The 25,480-nt window shown below is 42.3% G+C and carries 19 protein-coding genes and 1 pseudogene; 12 read left to right on the top strand and 8 right to left on the bottom strand.

Going from position 1 to position 25,480, the window contains the following annotated elements; all coding sequences use genetic code 11:
• Positions 1–30: 30 nt before the first annotated feature.
• On the bottom strand, positions 31–918 hold the full coding sequence (locus XI25_RS07560) for a carbohydrate ABC transporter permease (protein ID WP_046678070.1): 888 nt from the start codon (positions 916–918) through the stop codon (positions 31–33).
• Positions 919–1,130: 212 nt separating this feature from the next.
• Entirely contained in the window at positions 1,131–2,096 is a 966-nt protein-coding gene (locus tag XI25_RS07565) for an ABC transporter permease subunit (RefSeq protein ID WP_046678071.1), read from the bottom strand.
• Between the two features lie 227 nt (positions 2,097–2,323).
• On the opposite strand from XI25_RS07565, the gene XI25_RS07570 reads away from it, so the two are divergent.
• Both XI25_RS07570 and XI25_RS07575 read left to right on the top strand, forming a co-directional pair.
• Entirely contained in the window at positions 2,324–4,693 is a 2,370-nt protein-coding gene (locus tag XI25_RS07570) for an AraC family transcriptional regulator (protein ID WP_046678072.1), read from the top strand.
• 243 nt (positions 4,694–4,936) lie between these two features.
• Entirely contained in the window at positions 4,937–6,781 is a 1,845-nt protein-coding gene (locus XI25_RS07575) for a right-handed parallel beta-helix repeat-containing protein (protein ID WP_046678073.1), read from the top strand.
• A gap of 53 nt (positions 6,782–6,834) precedes the next feature.
• On the opposite strand, the gene XI25_RS36755 is transcribed toward XI25_RS07575, so the two are convergent.
• From XI25_RS36755 to XI25_RS33290, 5 genes are all read right to left on the bottom strand, one after another.
• Entirely contained in the window at positions 6,835–7,044 is a 210-nt protein-coding gene (locus tag XI25_RS36755) for a helix-turn-helix domain-containing protein (protein WP_082112255.1), read from the bottom strand.
• Positions 6,998–7,354 carry a helix-turn-helix transcriptional regulator gene (locus XI25_RS36760; protein ID WP_442950371.1) on the bottom strand — a complete coding sequence of 119 codons (357 nt, stop codon included), beginning with the start codon at positions 7,352–7,354 and terminating at the stop codon, positions 6,998–7,000. The genes XI25_RS36755 and XI25_RS36760 overlap by 47 nt, the downstream gene beginning before the upstream one ends.
• Before the next feature lie 284 nt (positions 7,355–7,638).
• Positions 7,639–8,397: a response regulator gene (locus XI25_RS31125; protein ID WP_052759495.1), complete on the bottom strand. Its 759-nt coding sequence runs from the start codon at positions 8,395–8,397 to the stop codon at positions 7,639–7,641.
• On the bottom strand, positions 8,394–9,782 hold the full coding sequence (locus XI25_RS07590; protein WP_160308889.1) for a sensor histidine kinase: 1,389 nt from the start codon (positions 9,780–9,782) through the stop codon (positions 8,394–8,396). The genes XI25_RS31125 and XI25_RS07590 overlap by 4 nt, the downstream gene beginning before the upstream one ends.
• A 52-nt stretch (positions 9,783–9,834) precedes the next feature.
• On the bottom strand, positions 9,835–10,230 hold the full coding sequence (locus tag XI25_RS33290) for a hypothetical protein (protein ID WP_046678076.1): 396 nt from the start codon (positions 10,228–10,230) through the stop codon (positions 9,835–9,837).
• Positions 10,231–10,402: 172 nt separating this feature from the next.
• Between XI25_RS33290 and XI25_RS35700 the strand changes: the two genes are divergently transcribed.
• From XI25_RS35700 to XI25_RS07625, 6 genes are all read left to right on the top strand, one after another.
• Positions 10,403–10,951 (top strand): extracellular solute-binding protein, encoded by a 549-nt coding sequence (locus tag XI25_RS35700; protein WP_046678077.1) that lies wholly within the window; start codon positions 10,403–10,405, stop codon positions 10,949–10,951.
• Positions 10,952–10,986: 35 nt separating this feature from the next.
• On the top strand, positions 10,987–11,745 hold the full coding sequence (locus XI25_RS35705; RefSeq protein WP_268794485.1) for an ABC transporter substrate-binding protein: 759 nt from the start codon (positions 10,987–10,989) through the stop codon (positions 11,743–11,745).
• 88 nt (positions 11,746–11,833) lie between these two features.
• Positions 11,834–12,448, top strand: coding sequence for a carbohydrate ABC transporter permease (locus XI25_RS07610; RefSeq protein ID WP_052759496.1), 615 nt, complete (start codon positions 11,834–11,836; stop codon positions 12,446–12,448).
• Between the two features lie 549 nt (positions 12,449–12,997).
• Positions 12,998–13,540: a carbohydrate ABC transporter permease gene (locus tag XI25_RS31135; RefSeq protein WP_082112258.1), complete on the top strand. Its 543-nt coding sequence runs from the start codon at positions 12,998–13,000 to the stop codon at positions 13,538–13,540.
• Positions 13,541–13,616: 76 nt separating this feature from the next.
• The gene (locus XI25_RS07620) at positions 13,617–16,049 is read left to right on the top strand and encodes a glycoside hydrolase family 95 protein (protein ID WP_052759500.1); all 2,433 of its coding nucleotides are present in this window, start codon (positions 13,617–13,619) and stop codon (positions 16,047–16,049) included.
• Positions 16,050–16,246: 197 nt separating this feature from the next.
• Positions 16,247–18,631, top strand: coding sequence for a glycosyl hydrolase family 98 C-terminal domain-containing protein (locus tag XI25_RS07625; RefSeq protein WP_046678079.1), 2,385 nt, complete (start codon positions 16,247–16,249; stop codon positions 18,629–18,631).
• Positions 18,632–19,059: 428 nt separating this feature from the next.
• Here XI25_RS07625 and XI25_RS07635 read toward each other — a convergent pair whose 3' ends face one another.
• Positions 19,060–19,383, bottom strand: coding sequence for a helix-turn-helix domain-containing protein (locus XI25_RS07635; protein ID WP_046678081.1), 324 nt, complete (start codon positions 19,381–19,383; stop codon positions 19,060–19,062).
• Between the two features lie 921 nt (positions 19,384–20,304).
• On the opposite strand from XI25_RS07635, the pseudogene XI25_RS36765 reads away from it, so the two are divergent.
• From XI25_RS36765 to XI25_RS33295, 4 genes and pseudogenes are all read left to right on the top strand, one after another.
• Positions 20,305–20,454 (top strand): annotated as a pseudogene (locus XI25_RS36765) (S-layer homology domain-containing protein); the annotation flags it as partial.
• 44 nt (positions 20,455–20,498) lie between these two features.
• Entirely contained in the window at positions 20,499–24,014 is a 3,516-nt protein-coding gene (locus XI25_RS07640) for a right-handed parallel beta-helix repeat-containing protein (protein ID WP_046678082.1), read from the top strand.
• Positions 23,992–24,906 carry an Ig-like domain-containing protein gene (locus XI25_RS07645; RefSeq protein ID WP_046678083.1) on the top strand — a complete coding sequence of 305 codons (915 nt, stop codon included), beginning with the start codon at positions 23,992–23,994 and terminating at the stop codon, positions 24,904–24,906. The genes XI25_RS07640 and XI25_RS07645 overlap by 23 nt, the downstream gene beginning before the upstream one ends.
• Positions 24,907–25,129: 223 nt before the next feature.
• On the top strand, positions 25,130–25,450 hold the full coding sequence (locus XI25_RS33295) for a hypothetical protein (protein ID WP_046678084.1): 321 nt from the start codon (positions 25,130–25,132) through the stop codon (positions 25,448–25,450).
• The last annotated feature ends 30 nt before the right edge of the window (positions 25,451–25,480 follow it).

Genomic DNA, 25,480 nt, shown 5'->3' on the forward strand with positions numbered 1-25,480 from the left:
TTTAATTTTCCGGTTGGTTTCCCGGTAAAATTACTCTTTTACGGCGCCTATTGTCAAACCTTTTTCAAAGTACTTCTGCAGTAAAGGATACAGCAAAATAATCGGACCGATGGCGAGTACGCAGGTTGCCATGCGCGCGCCTTCACTAGGCAGCATGCCAATAGCTGATTCCATCGACTGCGAAGCTTGAGCGTTCGACTGCAAATATCCAATATTGTTCATTAAAGATTGGAGCAGATATTGCAGGGGACGCAGTTTCGGCGATTCGATGTACAATGAGGCGGTCATCCAATCATTCCAGTATGCAATGGCTACAAACAAACCGATGGTCGCCAGCGATGGTTTGGACAGCGGTAACGCAATCCGGAAAAAAGTACGGATTTCACCCGATCCGTCTATTCGCGCTGACTCAATTAATGAATCCGGAATCGTGCGGAAGAAGTTTTTCATAATCAGCACGTTAACCGTCGACACCAGATAGACGATAATCAGCACCCAGATGGTGTCCTTCAGATGCAGAATTTGCGTTAGCAAAATATACTGCGGAACGAGACCTCCGTTAAACAGAACCGGAAGATACACAAAGAAAGTGAGCGCTCTGCGGTGAGTTACTTCGGGACGTGTCAGCGAATACGACAGCATGGAAGTAATCAGCAGATGCAAAAGTGTGCCAACAACAGTCACAAAAATCGTAACGGCATATGCATTTAGAATAGAGCCCGCTCCGCTGAATACATACTGGTAAGCTGCCGTGCTGAACTCTTTGGGCCAGAAGCGATATCCGTCAAGCATCAACGATTGCTCGTCCGTAAACGATATGGATACAACCAAAAGCAGCGGAAGGATGCAGGCAAGGCTCATTGCAATGAAAATAAGATGAATCGTCATTTTTGAAAAATGCAGCTTTCTCAGAAGCATGTATTTCCCTCCCAAGTAGAAACGGCTTTACGTCTCTTTTCAAAGACAGCATCCGTCTCTGCAGATCGGTCAGAAAAGACAAATTCCAACCTTTCTGAAGATATCAGAAAGTATAAACTTCGCGGAGTCGGCTTCCTGATATCGCAAGAAAAACTTCTGCTAAATGCGGTCTGTCTTCTTAGAGGTACGTCGATAGACGTTTTTCTTATCGATTAGAATAGTGCGCTGTCGGGATCTTTCTTTTTTATGATGTAGTTGGAGATCAACACAAGGAAGAAACCAACTACCGCTTGATATAAACCGATTGCCGACGCCATGCCGTAATCATTGACCTTTTTCAGCGACCGGAATACAAGTGTGTCGATAACGTCTGTTGTTGGGTAAAGAGCACCTGCATCATTCGGAAGCGTGTAGAATCCGTTCCAGTCGCCTAGACCGCCATTGAATAATTTACCTACCCATAGCAGCGAAAGCACAATGATGGTCGGTTGCAAAAGCGGCAATGTAATATGTTTAATTCGTTGCCACTTCGAAGCGCCGTCCAATTGGGCCGCTTCATAGTAATCGGGGTTAATTCCGGCAATCGCCGCCACATATAGCACCGAATAGTAACCGACATTCTTCCATAGATAGGCAATCGGCATGATGATGCGCCAGTAAGACGGCTCACTGTACCAGTAAATGGCTTCCCCGCCGTTTTCGGTAATCATGCTGTTGACAATGCCGCGGTCAACACTCAACAGGCTGAAGAGAATGTACTGGATGACAATCCAAGAGAGGAAAGTTGGCAGCAAAATGGAGCCTTTATAGGTAGCAGAAACAAATTTGTTTTTTACTTCGCTTAATAGAATAGCCAGTGCCAATGCGCAAAGCGTAACGGTAACGGCTTCTAGTAGATTGTAAAAAAGCGTATTGAAGGAAACGGTTCTCGCTGCGTCGGATTTAAAGAAAAATTCAAAGTTTTTGAACAGCGGATCCATCCATGGACTTCCGAGAATGCCATCGCGTGCATTGTAATCTTTGAAGGCAATGAGAACGCCGGCCATCGGGATATAAAATAAAATCGTAATAAAGATTAATCCCGGTGCCATCATGAAATAGAAAGGTACCTGACGGCGCGCGCTGCGCAATGTTCTGTAGGATTTGCCCTTGCGAGACGGATTTGTAATCGTCTTCATTTATTTCACCCCTTTTCTTTGCAGCATTTGTACGTCTGCCATCATTGTAGTAAGGGGGATTTTCTTGCTCAACAAACAAATATGTTGATCTTTTTGTTTTTCAACACAAGGCATCTCTAAAAACTAACGATTTCTACAAAGAGTTATAAATCGTTGAGGCACATTTTATTTGACACTATAATAAAAATTGGAATCATACCAGGAAGTCGCATGATTAGGAGGTCGCAATGAAGCTCTCATATAAGACCCAAAACCGCAGTACAAGCTTTCTACGCAAAGCTTTTTTTTCTTTTTTGATTATCACGATCATCATCACTGTATTACTTACGACTTTTTTGACGTTTACTTATTTGCGCACTACGAATGCATTGATTAGCCGCTATAACGACAAACTGATTGCGCAGTCGAATTATAGCATTACCTATCTTGACGAGACCGCAAAAAAATTAGGCAATGCTCTGTACAGCGACAAAGATATCATCCAATTTTTAAATATGAAGGAAAGTGATGAGCGCGTAGCGCTTTTAGCAAGCAAGGTCATCGACAAGCACTTTCTGACACTGAAAGATATCGACAGTGTGTATCTTTACAATGCGGGGTTGGATTTGTTTTACTCCTCACGGAGCGGCGAACGTCGATCAGCATCCGCATTTTCAGATCAGGCGATTGCAAAGTTGTTAACCGACAAAAAATTTGTGGCTGACTATCGTGGCCGCCCGATTGCGGCATCTGTAGATGAAGCAACACAATCGGCAAATGTATGCTCATATATATTATTTGAACCTGGCGCCACTGCATCCGGCTTGAAAAATGCCGTTGTTGTCAACATTCGAACGAAAGCGCTTACGGAATCGATCCAAGCCATTAATAGTAGTGATCCTGTACCGGAAACGTCTTTTTTAGTGGTTGACGCAAACGGTTCTATCTTAAGTATGGCACTCTCGCCGGAGTTCGGACATGACATGAGCGAAGTGCGAGCATTAAGCCGGAAAGCGCAGAAGCTGGACGGCAGCATCAATCAGGTGCAAAAAATGGACGGGATCAGTTACCTTGTTTCGAGCAGCAAAAGCAATGCAAACAACTGGTACATCATGGGCGTTACGCCCGTCAAAAAAATTTTTAAGGATGTAATTACTGCATCGATTATGTCTGCAGGGATAGTCGTAGCCGTATTCATTTTTTGCGCGGTCATTTGTCTGTTATTGGCACGCAGGCTGAACAATCCTATTCAAGCAATGACGAAAATTATAAACGGGGAAGCTCCAGAAAAAAGTAATTCACTTGTGTCTGGAACGGAAGAGTTTCGAGTTATTCTGTCTGTATTTGAATCCATGAAGGAGCAAAATCTGCAGCTCGATAAAATCATGCGCGAAACAGGATATGCTGCCAAACAAGATTTTCTAAATGCTCTGTTAAGCGAAAGTACAACGTACTCAATGCAAACCGTACGGGAAAAACTGCATGACTTGCATCTGGATTATATCGCCTCCAATCAGCTGTGCATGTGCCTTTTTAAAATTGACAATTACAGTAAGTTTATGACCGTAAATAGCCAGAAGGAACGTTGGGCATTGCGCTACGCGATTGTGAATATCGCGACAGAGATCGCTGAGAATTACGGCAATTGCGAAATTTTCAGTTGTGATTCCGATAAATTTGTGATGCTTATTGACTGTGACGCCGTATCGCAATATAAGGTGCTGCAGGATAAAGTAGAACGTTTTTTAAGCGAAATACAATGGAATACGCAAAAGTATATTCATATTTCGCTGTCTATGGCCTACAGCACGATGTTCCAGGGACTGGAACATTTGCCCAGCATGTATAACAATATGAAGGGCTCGATTCTTTTGAAAATGCGCTATGGCCATGGTTGCATCATCACTCCTTACATGATGGATGAAATCAATACCGATGAATTCCACGTTTCAGTCAAAAAGGAGGAACAGCTGATCGAAAAAGTGCTGGAGGGTGACTATGAAGAAGCTAGCAGGATCTATCAGTCCATTAGTAAACTACTGTATCAATATACTTACAATGAGATTTTGTTCTGCATTGTACATTTGATTTACAGAATCTATTCGGGCGTGCTCAGTAAAGTGCCGGCCATAAAGGACAATCAGGATCTAACTCTGCAGGAGTTTTTGCAAAATATACAACATGCAGAAGTGGGTTCAGATATTGATCTTTTGATGAATGCGTTTTTACAAAAGCTCAGCCATAAGGTAACAGCGATCAAAAACACATCCAATAGCAATGACCTTCTGATGCAGCGCATTATCGGAATGGTGGAACAGGAATATTCCAACACCGAATTGTGCCTCAGTTCCATTGCCGAAAAATTGCGCTTATCACCGAACTATGTCGGCCATTTGTTCAAAGCGGCACGCGGGCAGTCGATTGCGCAATACATTTTTGACTTCCGCATGCAAAAGCTGGACGAATATATGCGCAACACCAAACTGCCTTTGTCGACCATAATCGAAAAGGTTGGCCTTGAAAAGAACAATTATTTTTACACGAGGTTTAAAAAGCATTTTGGCATGTCCCTCAGTGAGTACAAGATGCAGCTTGGACAAGAACTCGATGTTGATTAACGGCTAAAAACAAAAAGTGCCTGATCGAATCATTAGATCCTTTGGACAACAAGACCTAAAAACCATGACCATCAAGACATGAAGCCTGAGAGAATAAACATGGACACAAATGTGAGACCCCGAGTCAAAAAAGTATAACGAAAAAGCAAAACCTATTTATTTATTAACTTGTCAGCTAGACATTAAAATAATACTCAAATGATTAAATTATCATCTTTAATGTGAAAGGATGGATGCATTTTCATGAGTGTTATGAATCTGGCAACTGAAGCCGAGCTGATTATAAATGTCATGGACTACGGTGCACTACCCGATTCTGGCGAAGATTGCACAATGGCAATTCGCCTTGCCATCCAGGCTGCTTCGCGCGTCAACGGTCCCGTTATCTTATATTTTCCTAAAGGGCGATATGACATCTATTCTCATCAGGCCATACGAGTACCCTACAATATCTCGAACACGGCTAGCGAGGAAGAAGTATCGGATAATATAAAGACGATTGGACTTTATTTTGATCGCCACCGACAATTAACCATAGAAGGAAACGATTCGTTGCTGATGTATCATGGGAAACAAACCATGATTGCATTCGAAGCATGTGAGTTTGTCACGATACAAAATTTACGGATCGATGTTGCAAATCCAACGATGGCGGAGATGACCGTTCTAGCCGTAGGTGATCATTATATCGACGTGCAGGTCCATCCGGATTCGAAGTATGAAATCTGTCAAGATCGTTTATTCTGGATTGGCTCGGGTTGGCGCTTTCATCACGGATATATGCAGGAAGTTGATCTAGCTTCCAATACGACCTGGAGAGCTGAAAATTTGTGTGAGACTGCCAGTAAAGTCGAGGAGATTGCGGCTAATCATTTAAGATTCCATTTCATTGACCTGCCAACCGTGCCGGTAGGAAGAATTCTTCAAGTCAGAGACGGAATACGAGATCAAGTCGGTTCCTTCATTCATAGAAGCCGTCATATTTCATGGAAGAACGTAAGTATTCATTTTATGCATGGTCTAGGCATTGTGAGCCAATTTAGCGAGAATATTACATTTGATCATATCGATCTATCTCCACGTACAGAAACCGGGCGGACCGCTGCCGCATTCGCGGATCTTATGCATTTCTCAAGCTGCAGAGGTCTGATCAAAATTGAAAATAGCAGGTTTATGGGATCCCACGATGATGCAATTAATATCCACGGCACGCACTTGCAAATTGTTGAGGTGCTGGAAAAACATCATGTCAGAGTTCGTTTTATGCACCCACAAACCTATGGTTTGGACGGTTTCTATCCTGGAGATGATATTCACTTCGTAAGAGAACAAACATTAGCTGTATTTGACAAAAATATGGTGATAGCCGTTCAACGAATTAGTCCTCGCGAACTGCTCTTAACCTTGGAGAAACCTGTTCCTGATGATATTGTCTCTGGTGATGTAATCGAAAACGTAACATGGAATCCGGATGTCGAGATACGTAACAATCATTTCTCCAGAATTCCAACCCGCGGCATCCTTGCGACCAGTTCCGGAAAAGTCGTCATTGAAGATAATCTGTTCGAACGCACCGTTATGAGCGGGATCCTGATTGCGAATGACGCGAGCAGCTGGTTTGAATCCGGGAGGGTGAATGATGTTATCATTCGTAGAAACCGATTTATCGAATGCGGGGGCAGAGAGCATCCCGTACTCTATATCGTGCCCGAAAACCGCAGCGTCGATGTCAATCAACCAGTTCATGAGCATATTCTTATCGAAGATAACTACTTTCAACTAACGGATTCTCTAGTTCTTTGCGCAAAAAGCACGAGAGATTTAATGTTTCGAAATAATACCATGACGAAGACGGATGCCGTACAAGCTAGAAACATCCTGAGATTGAACGGTGGCATTGAAATGACGGATCGACAGATGGATGACGATACGTTGATATCTCTTCATGGTTGCAGCGAAGTAACGATCATCGGCAATAAAATGCCTGAAGAAGACTTCCCGCGTCAAATCCAAATCATGAATATGTCACAACAAGAAATACTTACTGATGCGAGTCAGAGGTTAGAATTCCAGTATGAAGACGCATAATAAACAAGAAGCTGCTTCCCGTTATGGATGGGAGCAGCTTTTTGTTCTGTACCTTATCGATCTGTCGTCACATATGCATTTTTATATTCGGATGGCGTTAATCCGGTCACTAATTTGAATACTTTGCTGAAGTAATAGGGATTGCTATAGCCTACCATATCTCCGATGTCTTTAAACTTATGATTAGATGGTTCCAATATGAGCCGTTTCGCCTTTTCAATCCTTAGCTGCGTTAAATATTCGATTGGAGAAACCCCTTTTATTTTTTTTGAACTCCCGGCTTAGGAATGAAACATTAAAATTGACCATATCCGCAATATCCGCGATCGTAAGTTCATCCGCCATATGGTCCTGAAGATATTGGTCCACGATTTCAATTGCGTTTTTCACGGAATTTGAAGCAGAATCCGAATTTCCTTGAGCGTGATGGAAAAACTTCTCGAATAGAAAGGAGACATTTCGAAATAAGGATGGATAATCCTTTGAAATCGAGATGACTTCATCGAGTTCTAATTTTAGATCGCGGCTCACGATATTCTGCTGCAGCATAGCTTGGCACATGCATTGCAGCATATGCGTTAAGCACAACTCGATGTTTACTTGCGACAATTTAGACCTTTCCCAATCAGCTAGACATAACTTGATTTCGCTTAGAAAGGCTTCTTTATTATTTTTTTTTCATGAAGGACAGAAGCTTCTGCTTATCAAACGATTTATCCGGATCTATCAGATTCGGAGCATTCAGAGCATAGTCACCCACTTGAATAAGCTTCGACATTCCGAAGACCGCATTATGGCTTAGTATCATCCTCGTTAATTGATATTCGAGCTTCAAATTGCATAGCTTCTCTACACGGTTACTCATTGCGAAGGTAAAAAAAATGCTCTTGTTGTCGACTAAAAGCCTGGCAAAACGCATCGTATAACGATTCCGTAGGGAAGGGACTTTCTGTCTCACACCGAAATACGACGACAATCTCATTCATCGCTTCTCCATCAAATACCCACGCATTATCGTAAGCAATATCATGATGATTGGCGAGAAAGCGCGGCATGTCAAACTTAAACCAGACATCATGATACGGATTCGCAAGATCAATTTGAAATTTAGAGATGGAACCCACACAGATAATTAATACGCGATATGATTTATTTTCGGCTTCCAGTATGCTTCGATCTGGCGATATATGTCTGCCTTTCAGTAAATCAGAAATGTATTGCTGCTCCTTAGCACCATATTGCGATAGAGCCAGATGCGTTACACGTTCTAACACCTCATCCATCGCTTGTTGGGTGACAGGCTTTAGCACATATTCCTTGACACCCAGTTGGATCGCTTGCCGAGCATATTCAAAATCATTATAACCGCTAATAATGACGAATATCGTTTCCGGGCATGCTTGTTTGAGCTGCTTAATCAGCTCTAACCCATCCATTCCCGGCATCCGAATATCCGTAAAAACGATATGTGGTTTTAGCCGGAGGCACATTTCAAGTGCGGTCAACCCGTCTGAGGCTTCACCAATAACATGAAGCTGTGAACGATATCCTTCAATTTTCTTGACTAAATTTCGAAGTATTGGATGTTTATCTTCTGCAACGATAACCTTGATCATGATGAAATATCATTTCCTTCCTTAGTTGTTCGGACACCAAAGACAATCTGGCTTCCTTTAGGTTCTAAATTAGTCATGTCGAAATAAAAATCCTCGCCAAATTGTGTCAGCAATCGGGCATACGTATTCAAGATCCCCATACCTGACACTTGCAGGTTAGCCACCAGCTTGCCTTCCATAAAATTATCCCGATAGGCTGAGATTGCATTTCGCAATTCTTCAAGCGGCTCGGCGGCAAATCCTGATCCGTTATCCTTAATCCTGATGCACCAATCGGATAGTCCATGGAATTGGCCGTCGATTTCAATATGCCAAGGGGGCAGACAGGTATCAAAGCCATGATTTATTGCGTTTTCTACGAAAGGCTGAAGCGACAGCTTGGGAAAGTGGAGTAAGGTCATTTCATCCGGGATACTCACTTGATACAACAAGCTCTCATCATAATGAAGCTTCATCAATTCCAGGTAATAAATGGAATATTTAATCTCATCCGCCAATGTAGCCGTTGGTGGAGATGATGAGCCGCTGTATCTCATCATCTCCGATAGTCGGTAGCACATATCTGCTGCGACCATGGAATCCGTCTCTTCGCAATGAACGGCAATCACGTTCAACGTGTTAAACAGAAAATGCGGATTGATTTGCGCTTGAAGCGCCGAATAATTCGCTTCGATGCTCCGGATCCGGGACTCGTATTCGGTATTGATCGCAAGTTTGAGCTTATCTATCATCTTTTCGAAGGAACGATTCAATATCATAATTTCATCATAATCACGATTTTCTTCGATAACAGGACTGAACGTTAAATTATTTAAGCTTACGGAACGAACGGTTCTCGTCAGTGTTAACAGCGGTTTGATCAGTCTACCAATCGCATAATGGTAGATGATTACAACGGCAAACAAGATGAGCAGCCCGATCATCAACAAGGTTAGACGATAGTTGCGTAAATTTTGCTGAAGCGTCACACCGTCATCCATTAGGACTGTTGTCCAATTCAAGTAGTTAGACGTATATGCGCTAATCAATGAAGAACCGCCATCCAGATTCAGCACGCCATTCGAAAGCGTTTTCTCTCGTATGTGTTGTTTGAGTTGCTTCAGCGTATTCATGTCATGTGCACTCGTATTCGTCAACACCGGAAAAATGAGTTCGCCGTCCGCGTTAAAAATGTATATTTTCTTGTCAAAAGATTGACTATGAATGGTTGCAATCTGCTCTAAGCTTCGGTAAGGAAGTTGAATCTCAACCATTCCGAAATCGGTAGAATAGGGCGTGCTGAATTTCCTAACGACGGAGATGACAGGCTCAGGCGTCGTGGACCAAGCATCGAGATGTGGGGGCAGAACGGCAACAAGCTTGTCATTTCTAAATAATTCTGCCATTTGGGTAGAGCTAGTATAAGACTCGGGGATTTGTTTAACAAGATTATCGGCTCTAAAGTAGGAGTAAAAAAATCTGTTTGTCTGCATTAAAGACGACGACTTTGTATAGATCATTGACAACGTTATAGATCGCATTCAGATTGTGAGCGAGTCTAGACAGTGCGACGTAACTGTCATTCTCGTTCGCTGCACCGCTAATCTCTACCATAACGTCTAAATTCTCCTGATTGTTAGTAAATCCTAATGCAGCATAATCGAGCTGTTTGTATAACATATCCACTTGATCGGAAATTTTCTGCGTTGTTGGAACTAAACCGGCAAGCTCCGTTTTTAATAATGATGATTTCATGTAGGAATAAAGGTAGAGCATGAACGAAAGGAGCATAACAAAGAACACGATCATGATCGTAAGCATAAGTTTGTTCTGCAATCTAAGTTTTTGAAACATATCGATGCTCCTCAAATAGGAATATGGGTGCACTTAAACAACCACATTATAATCAAAAATGTATAAATTCGATAGTCAGAATACTATATTTCATACGTATAGCGCTTACATTATATTAATCTTAAAGATTTCAATATACATCATTGAGATCATCTGAATAGGAGGTCATGAGATGAACAGATTTGTAAAGAAGAGCTGGTTGCTGCTCATGTCGAGTCTAATGGTGGTGGCATTGGCGGGATGCGGAGCAGGATCATCCAACAATGCCGCAACTTCATCGGATTCGGGAACGAATACGGGAGAAACGGTTGCTGCCCCGGACAAGAAAGAACCGGTAGAGATTAGCTACATTGGTGCAGCAAGCCAACTGGCTGTAGGCGGCATTAAGGATTTAATCGCGAAATGGGAGCAAAAAACCGGGAACAAAGTGGACATTCAAGCCATACAGGATGATCAGTATGACAACCTTGTCAAAGCGAAGCTTTCAGGTGACGGAGATGTTGATATCTTCTTCGGTACGTACCAGAAGTATGATGTTCCAAACCAATTGCTGGAGATATCCGGAGAGGACTTCGAGAGCCGAGTTAACGATGTCGTTCTTAACTCCCTTAAATATTCAGATGGAAAGATCTATGCATTCCCTTATCCATCTCAGCTCGGGTCATGGGGAGTATTCTACAACAAAAAAAGTGTTCTCCGACTTGGGACTCTCCGTTCCTAAAACGATCGATGAGCTGAATAAAAAATCTGGAAGCGATCAAAGCAGCCGGCAAAACGCCATTCTATTTCGCCGCAAAGGACGGCTGGACGATGTTGCAGCACCGAAACGCAGTAAACGGTATTCTGGGCGGCGCAGATCCACAGGTTTGGGATAAGTTGAATAAAAACGAGATTCAATGGAAGGACATCCCGGATTTTGTAGAACAGTATAAACAAGTAGAGGATTGGGCGAAGAAAGGATATTTCAACAAAGACTTGTTTACAGGAACCTATGAGAAACAACAACAAGCCCTTGCTAAAGGCGACGCAGCGATGGTCATCCAAGGCGGTTTCTTTGTTCCTGAAGTTCTAAAGCAAGACCCGAATGCTCAAATCGGATTCTTCCCTTTACCGAATAAGGATGGAGAAGAGTCGATTGCCCTATCAGGCGGAACGCAAGTATTCATCGCGAAGAACAGCAAACATCCAGAAGAAGCGAAGGATTTGTTGCGTTTTATTACAGATAAGGAACAGGCGCAATCTGCCTTGGAGCAAGCACCGGGGATTAGCCCATTTAAAGATATCGATGTATCGGATAAAATGCCTGAAGCGATGAAGGAAGTCCAAACGTTCGTAAATACTGGAAAGATCGCTAGACACGGTGATGACGCTTATGTAGTACCCATGCCATATGACGATTTGGTGGCTGCGTATACGGAGCTCTTGGCTGGAAAAATCACAGCGGATGAATTCGTGGAAAAACATCAAGATATTTATGCGAAAAACGCAAAAATCGCAAAAATTCCAGGATTTTAAACCTTTCATTTCAATAGCATAAAGATAAGGAACTATATCTATGAACCAGGTATAGTTCCTCCTTTAAGAGTACGGAGGAAGAGAAACTATGCAGGACACTTACAAGAAAAAGACATATCCCGTATATTACTTAATCCCGATCATAATTATTTTCACTGTTTTTTACATCTCGCCAGCGGCGATAGGCTTGTTCTATTCGCTAACCGACGCAAGTATCAAAACTTCCGGGGTTCATTTCGTGGGGTTCGAGAATTACAAGACACTGTTCAGTGATAGCGAAGCTTTCTTATTGAGTATTTGGAATCAATTTAAATTCGCCATTCTCGTCGCAGTAGGGAAGACGGTTATCGGACTTTTCCTTGCGCTTCTTCTGAACAGGAAGTTCAAGGGGAATCAATTTCTTCGCGCATTGATCTATATCCCGATTATGTTCGGCGTCATTATGGTTGCGCTTATCTTTAATTATATTCTAAGTTACGATGGCTTCCTGAATAATTTCTTAACCTCGATTGGACTGTCGTCGCTCGCGAATGACTGGCTCGGAGACTTTTCACTAGCCATGTATTCTGTAGTTGGCGTAGATATCTGGTTAGGTGTTGGCTGGTCCATGATGCTGATCTTAGCAGCGCTTCAATCCGTTTCGAAAGATTTGATCGAATGCTCCGAAATCGATGGGGCAGGCGCTTTTAAGAAATTTTTTTAATATTACTCTGCCGAGTATCTCATCTACCTTAAATCTTAGCATCCTATTATCTATTATTTCAGGGTTAAAAGCCTTCGATATTATTTATGCGCTAACTCGCGGGGGTCCCGGACATGCGACCGAAGTGATGTCTACCTATCTTGTTAAATCGATGTCATCTGGATCGATCGGCTATCCTTCTGCAATTAGCGTCATTCAATTCATCATTATTACGATCGTAGCGCTAGCGATTAATTCCTTTACCAATAGATCGGAGTCGAATTAAGATGAGTAGTCGCAAAAAAATCCTACAACTGGGTACCTATTTCACAGCCATCATCGTTTTTCTCATCTATATCGTTCCATTTCTTCTCATATTAATCACTTCGGTGAAAAGCGAAGCTGAATCTAAAATTATGGATTTTACGCTGCCTTCAACATTTCACTTCGAGAATTTTATAACGGCATTCGATGAAGGACAGATATGGAGAGGACTAACCAACGGATTATTTATCTCTGTGACTGTAACTTTTTTGACCGTCATTTTATGTTCATATTCCGCGTTTTATTATGCAACGCCATCGAACCCGCTTCACTAGCTTTACTTATAAATTTCTGCTCGCTGGGATGATTGCTCCTTTTTCGTTTATACCAGCCATTAAATTGCTTCAAATTTTGCATATGGGCAACAATTTTTCCGGATTAATCATGGTTGATCTAGCAAGTCAAATTCCATTTACGATTCTCATTTACTATAGCTTCATTCATGGCGTTCCACGTGAATTAGACGATGCGGCGAATGTTGATGGGACTGGACCGATCCGAATGTTCTTTCAGGTGATTTTTCCGTTATTAATGCCCGTCGTATCGACGAATATCGTTCTGACCTTTACGAGTATTTGGAATGATTTCAGCAACGTACTATTTCTTGTACCTAATTCGTCTATGTGGACGATGCCGATGGGTGTGTTTAACTTTCAGCAGCTGTACTCATATAACTATGCTCTTGTATGTGCCTACATCACAATTGCACTGATTCCAGTGCTTATTATTTACCTTCTCGGGCAGAAGTATATTATTTCGGGAATGACGACAGGAGCGGTCAAGGGTTAATCCCCATGATCGCTCCAAACAAGGGTAGAGCATAAATTTAAGACAATCCTCTAATCTGTCTAATCAGGAGGCTATCATGATTGAGTCAAGAATGAATTCAAGCCAAACACTTTGGTACGATAAACCCGCTTCATCGTGGGAAGAAGCATTGCCCATCGGAAATGGGTTCATGGGAGGAATGGTATACGGCGGTATTGATAACGAGCGAATCGATTTAAATGAAGATACCTTATGGTCAGGTTTCACGAGAGATACGAACAATTATGATGCGATTCGCCATCTCGAACAGGTCAGAGACCTGATATTCAAGAAAGAATATCAAGCGGCTGAAGAAATTGTAGAGCGTTATATGCTTGGACCATGGCATGAATGCTATTTGCCATTAGGCAGTCTAGACCTTCAACACATGACACAAGTTGAAAGCGCTTCAGCATATGAACGCACGCTAGATCTGACTACAGGAGTCGCGACTACCGTCTATTCCATAGATGGTGCGACGTATTCAAGAGAAGTGTTCATGAGCACCGCGGATCACTGTATGGTTATGAGATTAACGAGCTCCAAGCCGGAGGGAATATCGATTGTTTTAAAGTTAGATAGCCAACTGAAGCATGATATCGAATATCACGCTGGTTCATCGACGTTTCGACTTTTAGGCCAATGTCCTAGCCATGTTGAACCGAATTATATCGAAGATCATCCTCATCCGATTATTTACGAGGAAGGGAAGGGACTTCGTTTCGTAACGGCTATGAAATGGGTTACGGATCAAGGGAATGTTCTATGGAATGAGCATGATTCGGTTATCGAGATTCGAAATGCCAATGCCGTGACGATATTCATCTCTGCTGCCACTGATTATTCAGAGCTGCATTCGGAAGGCTATGATCGTGATCTGAATCTCAAGGATTTAGTACAAAGCTTGCTTGATCACAGCAGCAAAATGACTTATGAAGCATTAAAGACTAGGCATACCTCTGAATTTGAAGCACTATCAACCAGGGTTGAACTGTCTTTGGAGCATACGGATATTTCTGAGCTGTCAACAGATCGCCGTTTACAAGCGGTCAACCAAGGCGCTAGAGATCCTGAATTGGCAGCGCTTTATTTTCATTATGGACGCTATTTGCTAATCTCCAGCTCAAGTGCCGGCTCTCAACCCGCTAGTCTGCAAGGCATATGGTCCCGTGAAATTAGAGCCCCATGGGGGAGCAATTGGACCACAAACATCAATGTTCAAATGAACTATTGGCACGCCGAGACGACCAATCTAGCAGAATGCCACCAGCCCTTGTTCGCATGGATCAAACGGTTGGCCCAACAAGGGAAGAGGACGGCACTGATTCATTATCAATGCAGAGGTTGGGCAGCGCATCATAACGTGGATATCTGGATGGACGCATCACCGGCTAATGGGCAAGCGGTATGGGCATTTTGGCCGATGGCAGGCGCGTGGCTGTGCAGTCATTTATGGGAACATTATTGTTTCAACCAAGATGAAATATTCCTGAAGCAGGAAGCATTCCCGATTATGAAGGAAGCTGCGCTTTTCTATCTGGACTGGTTGATTTCCGACAATGAAACGGGGTACTTGATTACAAATCCTTCAACCTCGCCCGAGAATAAATTCATTACACCTGATGGCGAGCCTTGTGCCATCTCAAAAGCAGCTACGATGGACCTGGTACTGATTCGTGAATTATTCACGCAATGCATTGCTGCGATTGAAGTTCTAAATCAAGATTATGAATTTGCACTGCAACTAAAAGAGGCAATATCCAAACTTCACCCTTTACAGATCGGAAGCGACGGTCGACTGCAGGAATGGATATACGAGTACGAAGAGTGGGAACCGGGACATCGACATTTATCGCATCTTTATGGTATGTATCCGGGGTCCAGCATTCAAATGGACCGTCATATCGAACTAAGCGATGCCGTTCGTAAATCCTTAGAATATCGAATGCTGCACAGCGGCGGTCGTACAGGCTGGAGCTGTGCATGGGCGATGGCTTTATGGGCAAGACAGCGGGATGGAGAGAGAGCGCACGACAATTTGCTTGCTTTATACAGCAACTCGACCTTCATGAATCTATTCGACGGTCATCCATATATGGTCGATACACGCATTGATTATACTCGATCCATCTTCCAGATTGATGGAAACTTCGGGACAACCGCTGCGATTGCAGAAATGCTCTTACAGAGCCATACCGATGAAATACTTCTTCTGCCTGCGCTTCCTGCCGCGTGGTCAAATGGGAAGGTTCGCGGCCTCCGGGCCAGGGGCGGCGTTACGGTAGATATGGAATGGCACAATGGGCAAATGACAGAAGTACATTTGGAATCGGATCGGGGAGGCTGTTACCGTGTACGATCAGCTGTACCCCTTAAAACGGACATGCCTATCATTCATTCCGTAAGCACGCACAATAGCTATCAATATGAAATTCAACTGCCAGCGCATCAGGTCGTCAGCATGAGAGCGCTGCAGCCCACAAATCGTTAATTCCAAGAGGGGGGTGAATAGGACAAGTTCAAAAATGAATGGTTCTAGGCAACATAACTAATGCGAAATGGGAGCTGAAGTTCAAGTGAAGAAGATCAAAGCACGTAAGTACTTATGGATTTTACTTTTTTACATCATGTCTACTGTTGCTTAGCCTCTTAAATGATTTCATTTCACAAGCAAAAGCAGAGCCCGCAATGCGTGTAACGGTAAACAATACACATCCCTTGAACATGATCGGGTTCTATTACACGGATTCTTCAACATTAACACAGCTATGGAATTCAATACCCGAGAACCAGAAACCTTATTCTACGATTCTTCTCATTGCAGAGAATCATCTAGATAATACAGATATCGTTAAAAATTGGATTACTGCACGACTGGATGAGTGCGAAGCCAATCAAATGTCCTGTATGGTACAAGCCATGAATGGGGAAACAAGGGAAAGTAAAGCAATACCTATTAGCTGGTATGAGGGATTGATGCAGAAATATAGCTCTTTAAAAGGCTTTAATGCTGCAGAATTGTATAATTCAACGCCTTGGTTTGGCGAAGCCGAAGGAAATCATTCACAGTATGTAGCAGATCTGCTTAACATGGTTTCTCAATACGGCGGACTATTCGTATGGTCAGATACGAACATCTTTAGCCCGAATGGAACGATGATGGATTGGATTCAGAATAATCCGAATTTAATCAACGCCATGAGAGCACATAAAGATAATTTTGCTTTTCTGTATAAAGAATCTTATACAGAGCGATCAACCGAAAGCTTAGGCTTAGGTTTATTCCTTGCTGACTTAGCAGGGAATTGGGGAACCAGCTCAGATTGGTGGCATTGGCAGCTAGCAGGTTACGGTGAATTGTTCGGTGGATGGAATCCTTCGAATGGGGAGTGGAAGCAGATCTTTACGTATCCCGAATCGCTATATGTCATGGATATGATTCGCGCTGCCAGTGAAGGTGCAACAATTTTCAAGTCCGAAGCGGGCTGGTATTCAACCTCTAACCAAGGACAACTTACACCAGGTTATACTCGTGCCGCATTGCCTTTCTTGAACAAAATTGTTGATGGCAGCATACACATTCCTTCGAGAGACGAGGTACTAGCAAAGAACAAGTTTGCTTATGTCGGGCGTCCGGCTTTCTCCGTTCCTTACACATCCCCCTTTTCAGAAATCTTTATGAGTACGGGCCAATACGGCATCATCCCGCTGCTTCCGACGAATGTAAACGAGACAGAACTAGCGAATTTCGAGAATACATCGACGATTCCAAAGGATGAAGCTTATTTCAAGTCATTATATCCAGAGGAAACCTATTCGTCGAACACGTTTGCCTCTAGAAACGGGAATACGTGGTATTGGATGAATAGCAGCGAGAATACGGACATATATCAAAGCTCCAAGCTAAAGCCGGTGATCAATCCAAGCACTTATTTTTATATTGGAGCGAATCCGCATACCTATGCGATCATAAACGAATCGACAGACAAATTTGATATTCATCTGAATAACTATCGCGTTGATAAAAGCTCGATTTACGATGGTACGAGTTGGAATCAAAACGAGATTAATCATTACATTTCCAACACATACACAACAAATCCTAATGACAGTACATTACGTACATCCATTATTAGAGTCAATGGAAGCAATGATGGAGGGCGTCCGCAGCTAACCATCAATGGCGACAACGGCTACACTTATAGTGAACAATGGGATGGAGTCAATAAAGAATATACGTTGACGATTCAACACAATGGTGAAGTGAATATTCAAATTCTTGCCAATCAACCGGGCTCAGGCGACCCGAACCCTCCGATGCAAATTGAAGGCGAGAGCGGCATGCTAGGCGGAGAAGCACTTGTCAAAAATCTTGGTTCTGCTTCCGGCGGCAAATATGTTGGGGAACTTGGCAATAGCAACGAAAGTTCGGTCACGCTTAATGCATTTGTGGATTCACCGGGGTACTATACGATGAATGTTTATAGTATCGTATCAGGCACACGTTCTTTCACGGTCAGTGTGAACGACAGAATCGGTCAACCATTGTCAGTCACAGGCAATTCATGGTCGAAGCCTGCGGCGCCTGTGCCTCTGACAATTTTCTTGGATGCAGGAGCGAACACAATTAAGTTTTATAATAAATCGTCATATGCACCCGATCTTGACAAAATCGTCCTAACACCAGCTGCGAATAGCATATCGGGATTTGAAGCAGAAAGCGGTTCACTAAATGGTTCCGCAGTGATCAAAAACCTGAACACTGCTTCAGGCGGTGCAGTGGTCGGCAATATTGGCAATGGCGCTGACAATTACGTAACATTAAACGTTAATATTGATACTGCTGGGAAGTACCGACTCAATGTTTACAGTATCGTAAGCGGAACCCGTACCTTCTTTATAAGCGTGAATGGAGGGGTGGGGCAGACTTTGAGCTCGAGCGGTAACTCCTGGACATCCGTTGCACCGGTTTCTTCATTGGATGTAGACCTGATTGCAGGAATGAATACGATAAAGATCTATAATGATTCGGCTTATGCACCTGACCTCGATAAAATCGAGATTCTACCATAGCAAGTGATTTTCATTTAATGAAAAAGAGGACCGAAACTCCAAAAAGAAGGATGGTCAAGACCCAATTTAGTGGACATTTAAAAAAACACCTGCTACAAACTGACGCCGGTACTCTATCGGCGTCAGTTTTCTTAATTTCCGCTACGTCGTGTTAAAACGGAGTTTGCGGCGAATGTTGGCTTAAAGTCCGAGCTTTTGCATCAGGCGCAATACTTTCTTGTGGTTCATCCATATGCCATCATCCTGCTACAAGAACAATTGGATCTGGCGGTAGCCGTATTTCCCTTCGTAGCGCGCATACACCTGACGAATGAGCAATGCAGCTTCCTTGTCCCGGTCCATATGTTTGCGCTTCAGATAGGCGTAATATCCGCTACGAGAGACCTTAAAGAGTTTGCATAAGCTGTTGACGGGATAGCTTGAGGCAGCTATTTCAATGGCCTTTTACTTTTGTTCTTCACCTCCTGCATCCAGATTTCCAAACACTTTTTTAGCATTTCGTTTTCCCGCTTGAGCTTTTGAACATACCGGTCTTGGTCGATGTATGCTTCCCGTCGACCTCGCTGATCCACCAGTCCAAACTCGCCCTGTTCCCGATATTTCCGCATCCATTTCTTCATCCGTTGGGGGTTATTAATCCCCAAGTGTTCATTAATCTTTCGGTAAGTCCATCCTTCGACAACATGCAGATGAACCGCCTCTTTCTTGATCTCTTCCGAATACGTTTTATACTTTTCTCCTTTAATGGCCATACAAAAATGCACCCCTTAGGATTTCATCGGATAAACCAGGGGGTTATTCCAATGTCCATTCTAAGGGGCGCACTTCAGGAGGCATCGGTTCTCTTTTATTTTTCTAATTTCGATATTTTGCAGAAATGTTGTCGGGTGACGTTAAAGATAGAATCTGCGAAACCTCTTTTTTTAGTATGAATATTGAACAGATCAAAAGAAATTAGAGATTATATTAAAATTATGAGTTGCAGTACACCAAGTAAAGTATAGGAGTAGTAGAAAACATCAAAAAACTACGGATTTTGAGATTGTTGGTTTGAGAACAGCTCGGCTACAATGCAAGTGACGTAGCTGCATATTTCGTTAAATAGCTGATTTATTGAATCAAAAGAATGCAGCTTATTAACTATCTGGGGGGGGGGATTTATGAATAAGATGATTGCAGCAAAGCAAGAGGAGGTTCTTATTAGCTTGTAGAAACGAAGGAGTCATTATGAAGATGGAAAGATGTCAGCAAGGAAAATTATAAGCGCTACACTCGCTGTAAGTGCGTATGCAACAAGTAACTGAATGAATAGTTCGTTAAACAACTCATCGGACGGGATAGAGTATGTGTAAACGAATCTCCGTAATACAAATGGCAGATATAACAAAGAAACGGGAAAAGTTACTGTAGAGGGAGAGGCAAATGGAACATATGCAATAGGTTTCGCTAAGAAAACCTTTGAGGACACCTCAAGCATAAATGGGCAGAAAAACAGATATCTTTACTTGCTTCCAAAGAAATCATAAGAGGAACATCTGGGGTAGGAAACAATACATTGATCCAAGTGCGCAAATTAGCAGACAAGATATGATGGTCATGGTAGATAAAGCGCTTCAAATCGGGGTAAACCCTATTTAGAAGGAAGTAAAGAGGATCTTTAGAAATTTAGTGACGATGACAAGATCGCCAATTATGCACGAAATAGCGTAGCATCATTAATTAAAGATGGAATGATCACAGGAAATGAAAGCGAAATCAATCCGAATGGCAAGACAACAAGAGTGGAGGCAGCCGTAATATTGTATAGAATTTATAACAAGTAGTCCCTTTTAACATCGCATAAATTGCAAAAATAAGGAGAAGGGGTATGATGATGGCTAAGAAGAAATTCTTTAGTTTCATGCTTGTGTTGTGTATGGTATGCACTTCATTATTGGGTTCTATGAAAAATGTTCAAGCAGCAGTAGGAGAAGAAAATTCTCAAAATAGCATACAAGCCGAGTTCTTTGTTTCATCAGATGGAAATGATAAAAACGATGGCTCGTACGATAAGCCGTTTGCAACTCTGCAAGCCGCAAGAGACGCGGTTCGAGAGATCAATCGGAATATGACAGGCGATATTTACGTATTTATTTCACAAGGCAAATATTATCTTGATGAAACGATTACTTTCGATGAAAGAGACTCAGGTACGAATGGCTATAATATCATCTATAGAAATTTGGATGAATTGGCCAGTGCCGAAATTATCGGCGGCAAGGTTGTGGACACACCATGGCGATTAGTGGAAAGAACCGGTGCTGACGCTGACTTGCCGGCTGCTGCAGAAGGTAAAGTATACAAAACTCACGTTGGCACTGACGTGAGTTTTGATACTCTTTATGTCAATGATAGACGTGCAACATTAGCACGTACGCAAAATTTAAATAAGTATAAAGACTTTCCATCTGCTTTAACTCCATACATGAAAAGTGCAGGCGGCGGAATTGGCGACTTGATTTATAGAGACGGCGATCTTGATCAAGAGTCAATAAACGGTATGGTAAACGCCCAAGCGCGTGGAGACTTGGATGCCTCTGTATATATGTGGGACGGTGGATACTGGGATTGGATGACGGATACGATTCCAGTTTCCGCGATTGATACCGCAAGCCGTAAGCTTGTATACAAGACTGTTCCAGGAAAACCGGAAATGTACAGACCTAAATATAAAACAGGTACGAATGCAAGATATTTTGTGCAAGGAAATTTAGGCTTCTTGGATGTTCCAGGTGAATACTATTTCAATAAAACGACAGGCGATTTGTATTATTATCCGGAAAACGATATTAATGGAAATGAATTTATCGTTCCTACTGTCAAAGAAGTGATCCGTGTCGAGGGTCCTGATCGGGATCAAATGGTCTCGAATATTGAATTCAGCGGCTTGCAATTCAAGGACACCAATACGACGGATTGGTATGCCTATGGTTGGAACTGGGGAGATGCAGGAGATGGATTAGGTTTTTATCCTCCGGAAGCTAAAGGAAGTACGCAACCATCCTATGCCGAGCAATCCGAAAGAATAGAGTTCCAATACGGCGTGATTACACTTACGAATACGAAAAACATCACGATTTCCAAAGCGCATATCAAAAATTCAGGCATGTTTGGAATTAATCTTTATTTGGCTAACCAAAACACAGTGATCAAGGATAACCTTATTGAATATACAGGCCATGGAGGCATAAACGTAGAAGGCGGCTACCCTGGTGTGGCTGGAGACCAAAACGGAGATGGCTATAGCAGAGATAATACGATAACGAATACGATTGTTCATGATATTGGTGAGCTCATTGGTCAAGCTTCAGGGATCACGATTCAGCAGTCAAGCTATAATACGGTATCTCATGTAGAGGTGTATAATTCACCAAGAAGAGGAATCTTTCTGACTGCCGGACATAGTCGGAACCCGAATGTAGCTTTCCCGAATGGCGATAAAGACTTCAATATTATGACGGATATGTACACTCACCATAATAAAATTGAATATGTACATTTGCATCATGCCCAACAAGATGGTGGAGATGATGGAGCTTTCTTTGCATGTTATTTATACAAGGGTTCACAAAATTACAAACCTAACTACTTAAACCAAGTTCTTATTGATAACACAGGCCCGAACCCTACCATGGCCGATTTTGGCCCGAACGACATGAACCTGGATATGGGAGCCTCAGGCATGGAGTTAAGCAATGTAAAAGCAACGAACCCAATGAACTTTAACATCGAAGTGAATACGATTTTGCAATATGGTGATGTAATCAAGTTTGATAATACGAATGTTAATTATGGAAGAATTGCAAATCATATCAAGGAATTTGACGACTCCAAGATGGAGTACGACAAAATTGGAGTAACTTCCGACTATCCTAAACAATATTTAACAGACAGAGACGTTCTTACTGAACCGGAAGATATTTATTTTAAAGAAAACTTTGAAAATGGATTAGATGACACGGTTTGGTCTACTCAAAATGGTCAGGCAAAAATCTCAACAGAATTTATGTCTGAAGGAGTTATAAACGGCAAACAAAGTCTGGAGCTGCTGGATAAAACCCAAGCTTTCAAGAATTTCCCTGAAATGCTGAACAAAGTCGTGACGGTTAAGATGTTTGACAGACAAAATAATAATCTGGCTTCGTACGATTCAGGGCATCAGAATTCGGCTAAGGTTACATCCATTGCACGAGTTGATGATGGTGAAAACATGATCGGCATGGGTTTGGATTATGATACGGCAGATAAATATATCATCCAGATTGGAGATCAAAAGGAAGCTACGGACATCGTTAGAACTTTTGGTTGGCATGAGCTGAAGTTTGACTATACATCAGGCACCGATGTAAAGCTGTATATCGATAATCAATTCGTTAAAACCTTACCTGCTACCGGATTTGATTATATCTCGCTTGGTTCTGATCATGGCAGAGGGCAAGCTTTCTATGATCAGCTTTATGTGTTTGGCGGGGATCCGGCGACAATGCCAATCCCTCCATCAAATATACCAGCACCTCCAGCATATGATGGATCGGATGACAATAAGCAGCAGCTTAAACTGGATTTTGAAGATGGAGAAGTTCCTGCTTTTGACAAAATAGGGGGTATGCCATCCGTAACAAGTGTTGTATATGATGCCGGAAATCAAGTTTTAAAGGATGAGATTAGAGACGGCAATGATTTCTATGAATTGAATGCCCCTTGGAATAATTACCTGGTCAATATGAAATGGAAATTTGAAGGATGGGGTGAAACGGATGTACTTGGGGGTGCCTACGATAACTTTACCATTTATGTAATGGCATCTAATGAAGGTATAGCCCCTGGTAAAGCACCGTTATCCTATCAAGTGGTTTATCGAAGAAATAAAAATGGAACTGGTGGTTACCCTGCAGGCACACCGTATTTTGAAATATCGAAACATACGGCCAGCTCAGATGCATCATTAGGTAAAGTAGGCGTACCTGATGGATTTAATGCGAATGAGTGGCATGATTTGCAGATTCAAACTTTTGATGGGAAGATCGGTTTCGTATTGGATGGTCAAAAATTGATATCTGTTGATGACGGTCAGTATAAATCAGGCGGGGTAGGCTTTGGAGGAATTAACGCCACTGTTTACCTGGATGATATCGAGATCATATCCAATCCGAAATACGTAGATTATGAGGTTGACCTCGGACTAGGCAATGCGGTATTAAACGGTAAATTTAATCCGGATTATTATACTTATTATGCTGCTATAACTGATACCGAGAAGCCTATTACAATCAAGAAACCGAATATCGTACTTGATGGTGTAGAGATTAAACTGCAGATGAATGGCAAAAAAAATTCAATTTGAAGATGACAGCGCAACGATTGCACCAGAGCAATTGGTTAATGGAAAGAACACTGTAGTATTATCGGAAATCACTCTAGCAGGAAGCAGAGACTATACCATTTATATGAATAAAGATTATGAGATCATTTCCATAGAAGGTATAGAAGATCATATCTTTACAATGGTCGATCATGCTCCAAATTTACCGCAAGAAGTTACTGTTACTTTTAAGGATGGTGGTTCTCAGGCTGCAAAAGTGAACTGGGATACCGTAAATCCATCATTCTATAAAAAACCTGGCACATTTACCGTAAAGGGTCAGCTTGCCGATCTAAAAGGTGCATTAAGCACATTTAGCGTCAATGTAACAGTAGATGGCATAGTATCAATCGATAAGCTGGGTAGCGTGACTACTTTATCTGGTACAGCGCCAAAATTGGCTACAACCGTTAAGGCACAGTACTTAAACGATACGAGAGAGCTGCCACTTACTTTTGCCGAATTGGATCCTTCCTTATATGCATATAGAGGAACGGTTATAGCCGTTGGCAAAGCCGAAGGATATGCAGGAGATATTTTGCAAGTCGTAGAGGTAAAGGGTAAAAAAGATCCTAGGCCTATATTAACGGCAGGTGCTGCAGATCGTTTAACGGAGACTACAGCTTTCGTTTCATTTAACACAAGTGATAACGGATGGTACTACTATCAAATCGTTGAACGTGGAGCTGAAATGCCAGAAATGGATACGAATGTGGCTGGTGTGAAATGTAAAACCGGACCAGTGCAAATTGATCTTAATGGTTTAAAAAACGCAGCTGCCAAAGATATTTATATTGTTGTTAAAAAAGGTAATGTTATAAGTGATGTATTAAATATGGAGATCCCTAAGTATACATCTGGTTCAAAGCATTAGAAGTTTAAAAAAGTGAAATCTATACCATGGATATGTGTATAGGTTTCACTTTTCTAACAAGATAAGTTTGTAGAGGAGAGGGAGAAAAACCATGAACAAAACAAAGACAGGATATATCATCCCCCCCACACACTGGGATCGAGAATGGCGTTACCCTATTTGGGAAAACAGAGTAGTATTTAATACGGGAGAAATACCAGCCGGCGGCTATAAGGTATAAAAGTTGTGCAATAAAGTAGAGTTTAGTAGAAAAACAGAATTTTGGGCGAAGACCAGAACAACGGATGGGAAAGAAATCGCTACATCTTCTACATGCATGCAAAATAAGTATATCAAGGTTGAAGTGAATCCAAACGGAACCATTTCAATACTAAATAAAGAAAATGGAAACTGCTACAATCAGCTCAACTATTTTGAAAGTTTCTTAATGGAGAATGGTAATCTTCAAGCTACGATTGGCGTTAGCCTCGCGGCGCAGACGGTTGGGATCCGCTACGCCGACGATCTGAAGCTCCTCCGGATGGGCAAGCGCATAGGGGCATAAGCCCGCATGCCCCGGTCGCCTGCACCAATA

This window comes from Paenibacillus sp. DMB20, from assembly GCF_000987955.1.
In the GTDB taxonomy this organism is placed as follows: domain Bacteria; phylum Bacillota; class Bacilli; order Paenibacillales; family Paenibacillaceae; genus Paenibacillus_AQ.

Coding starts and splice junctions, on each gene's coding strand:
- XI25_RS07560 (WP_046678070.1), bottom strand. CDS start 918: ATGCTTCTGAGAAAGCTGCATTTTTCAAAAATGACGATTCATCTTATT.
- XI25_RS07640 (WP_046678082.1), top strand. CDS start 20,499: ATGATGATGGCTAAGAAGAAATTCTTTAGTTTCATGCTTGTGTTGTGT.
- XI25_RS07570 (WP_046678072.1), top strand. CDS start 2,324: ATGAAGCTCTCATATAAGACCCAAAACCGCAGTACAAGCTTTCTACGC.
- XI25_RS31125 (WP_052759495.1), bottom strand. CDS start 8,397: ATGATCAAGGTTATCGTTGCAGAAGATAAACATCCAATACTTCGAAAT.
- XI25_RS31135 (WP_082112258.1), top strand. CDS start 12,998: ATGCAACGCCATCGAACCCGCTTCACTAGCTTTACTTATAAATTTCTG.
- XI25_RS07645 (WP_046678083.1), top strand. CDS start 23,992: ATGGCAAAAAAAATTCAATTTGAAGATGACAGCGCAACGATTGCACCA.
- XI25_RS07625 (WP_046678079.1), top strand. CDS start 16,247: ATGCGTGTAACGGTAAACAATACACATCCCTTGAACATGATCGGGTTC.
- XI25_RS07620 (WP_052759500.1), top strand. CDS start 13,617: ATGATTGAGTCAAGAATGAATTCAAGCCAAACACTTTGGTACGATAAA.
- XI25_RS07635 (WP_046678081.1), bottom strand. CDS start 19,383: ATGGCCATTAAAGGAGAAAAGTATAAAACGTATTCGGAAGAGATCAAG.
- XI25_RS33290 (WP_046678076.1), bottom strand. CDS start 10,230: ATGTTTCAAAAACTTAGATTGCAGAACAAACTTATGCTTACGATCATG.
- XI25_RS35700 (WP_046678077.1), top strand. CDS start 10,403: ATGAACAGATTTGTAAAGAAGAGCTGGTTGCTGCTCATGTCGAGTCTA.
- XI25_RS36760 (WP_442950371.1), bottom strand. CDS start 7,354: ATGCTGCAATGCATGTGCCAAGCTATGCTGCAGCAGAATATCGTGAGC.
- XI25_RS07610 (WP_052759496.1), top strand. CDS start 11,834: ATGCAGGACACTTACAAGAAAAAGACATATCCCGTATATTACTTAATC.
- XI25_RS07590 (WP_160308889.1), bottom strand. CDS start 9,782: ATGGCAGAATTATTTAGAAATGACAAGCTTGTTGCCGTTCTGCCCCCA.
- XI25_RS07565 (WP_046678071.1), bottom strand. CDS start 2,096: ATGAAGACGATTACAAATCCGTCTCGCAAGGGCAAATCCTACAGAACA.
- XI25_RS07575 (WP_046678073.1), top strand. CDS start 4,937: ATGAGTGTTATGAATCTGGCAACTGAAGCCGAGCTGATTATAAATGTC.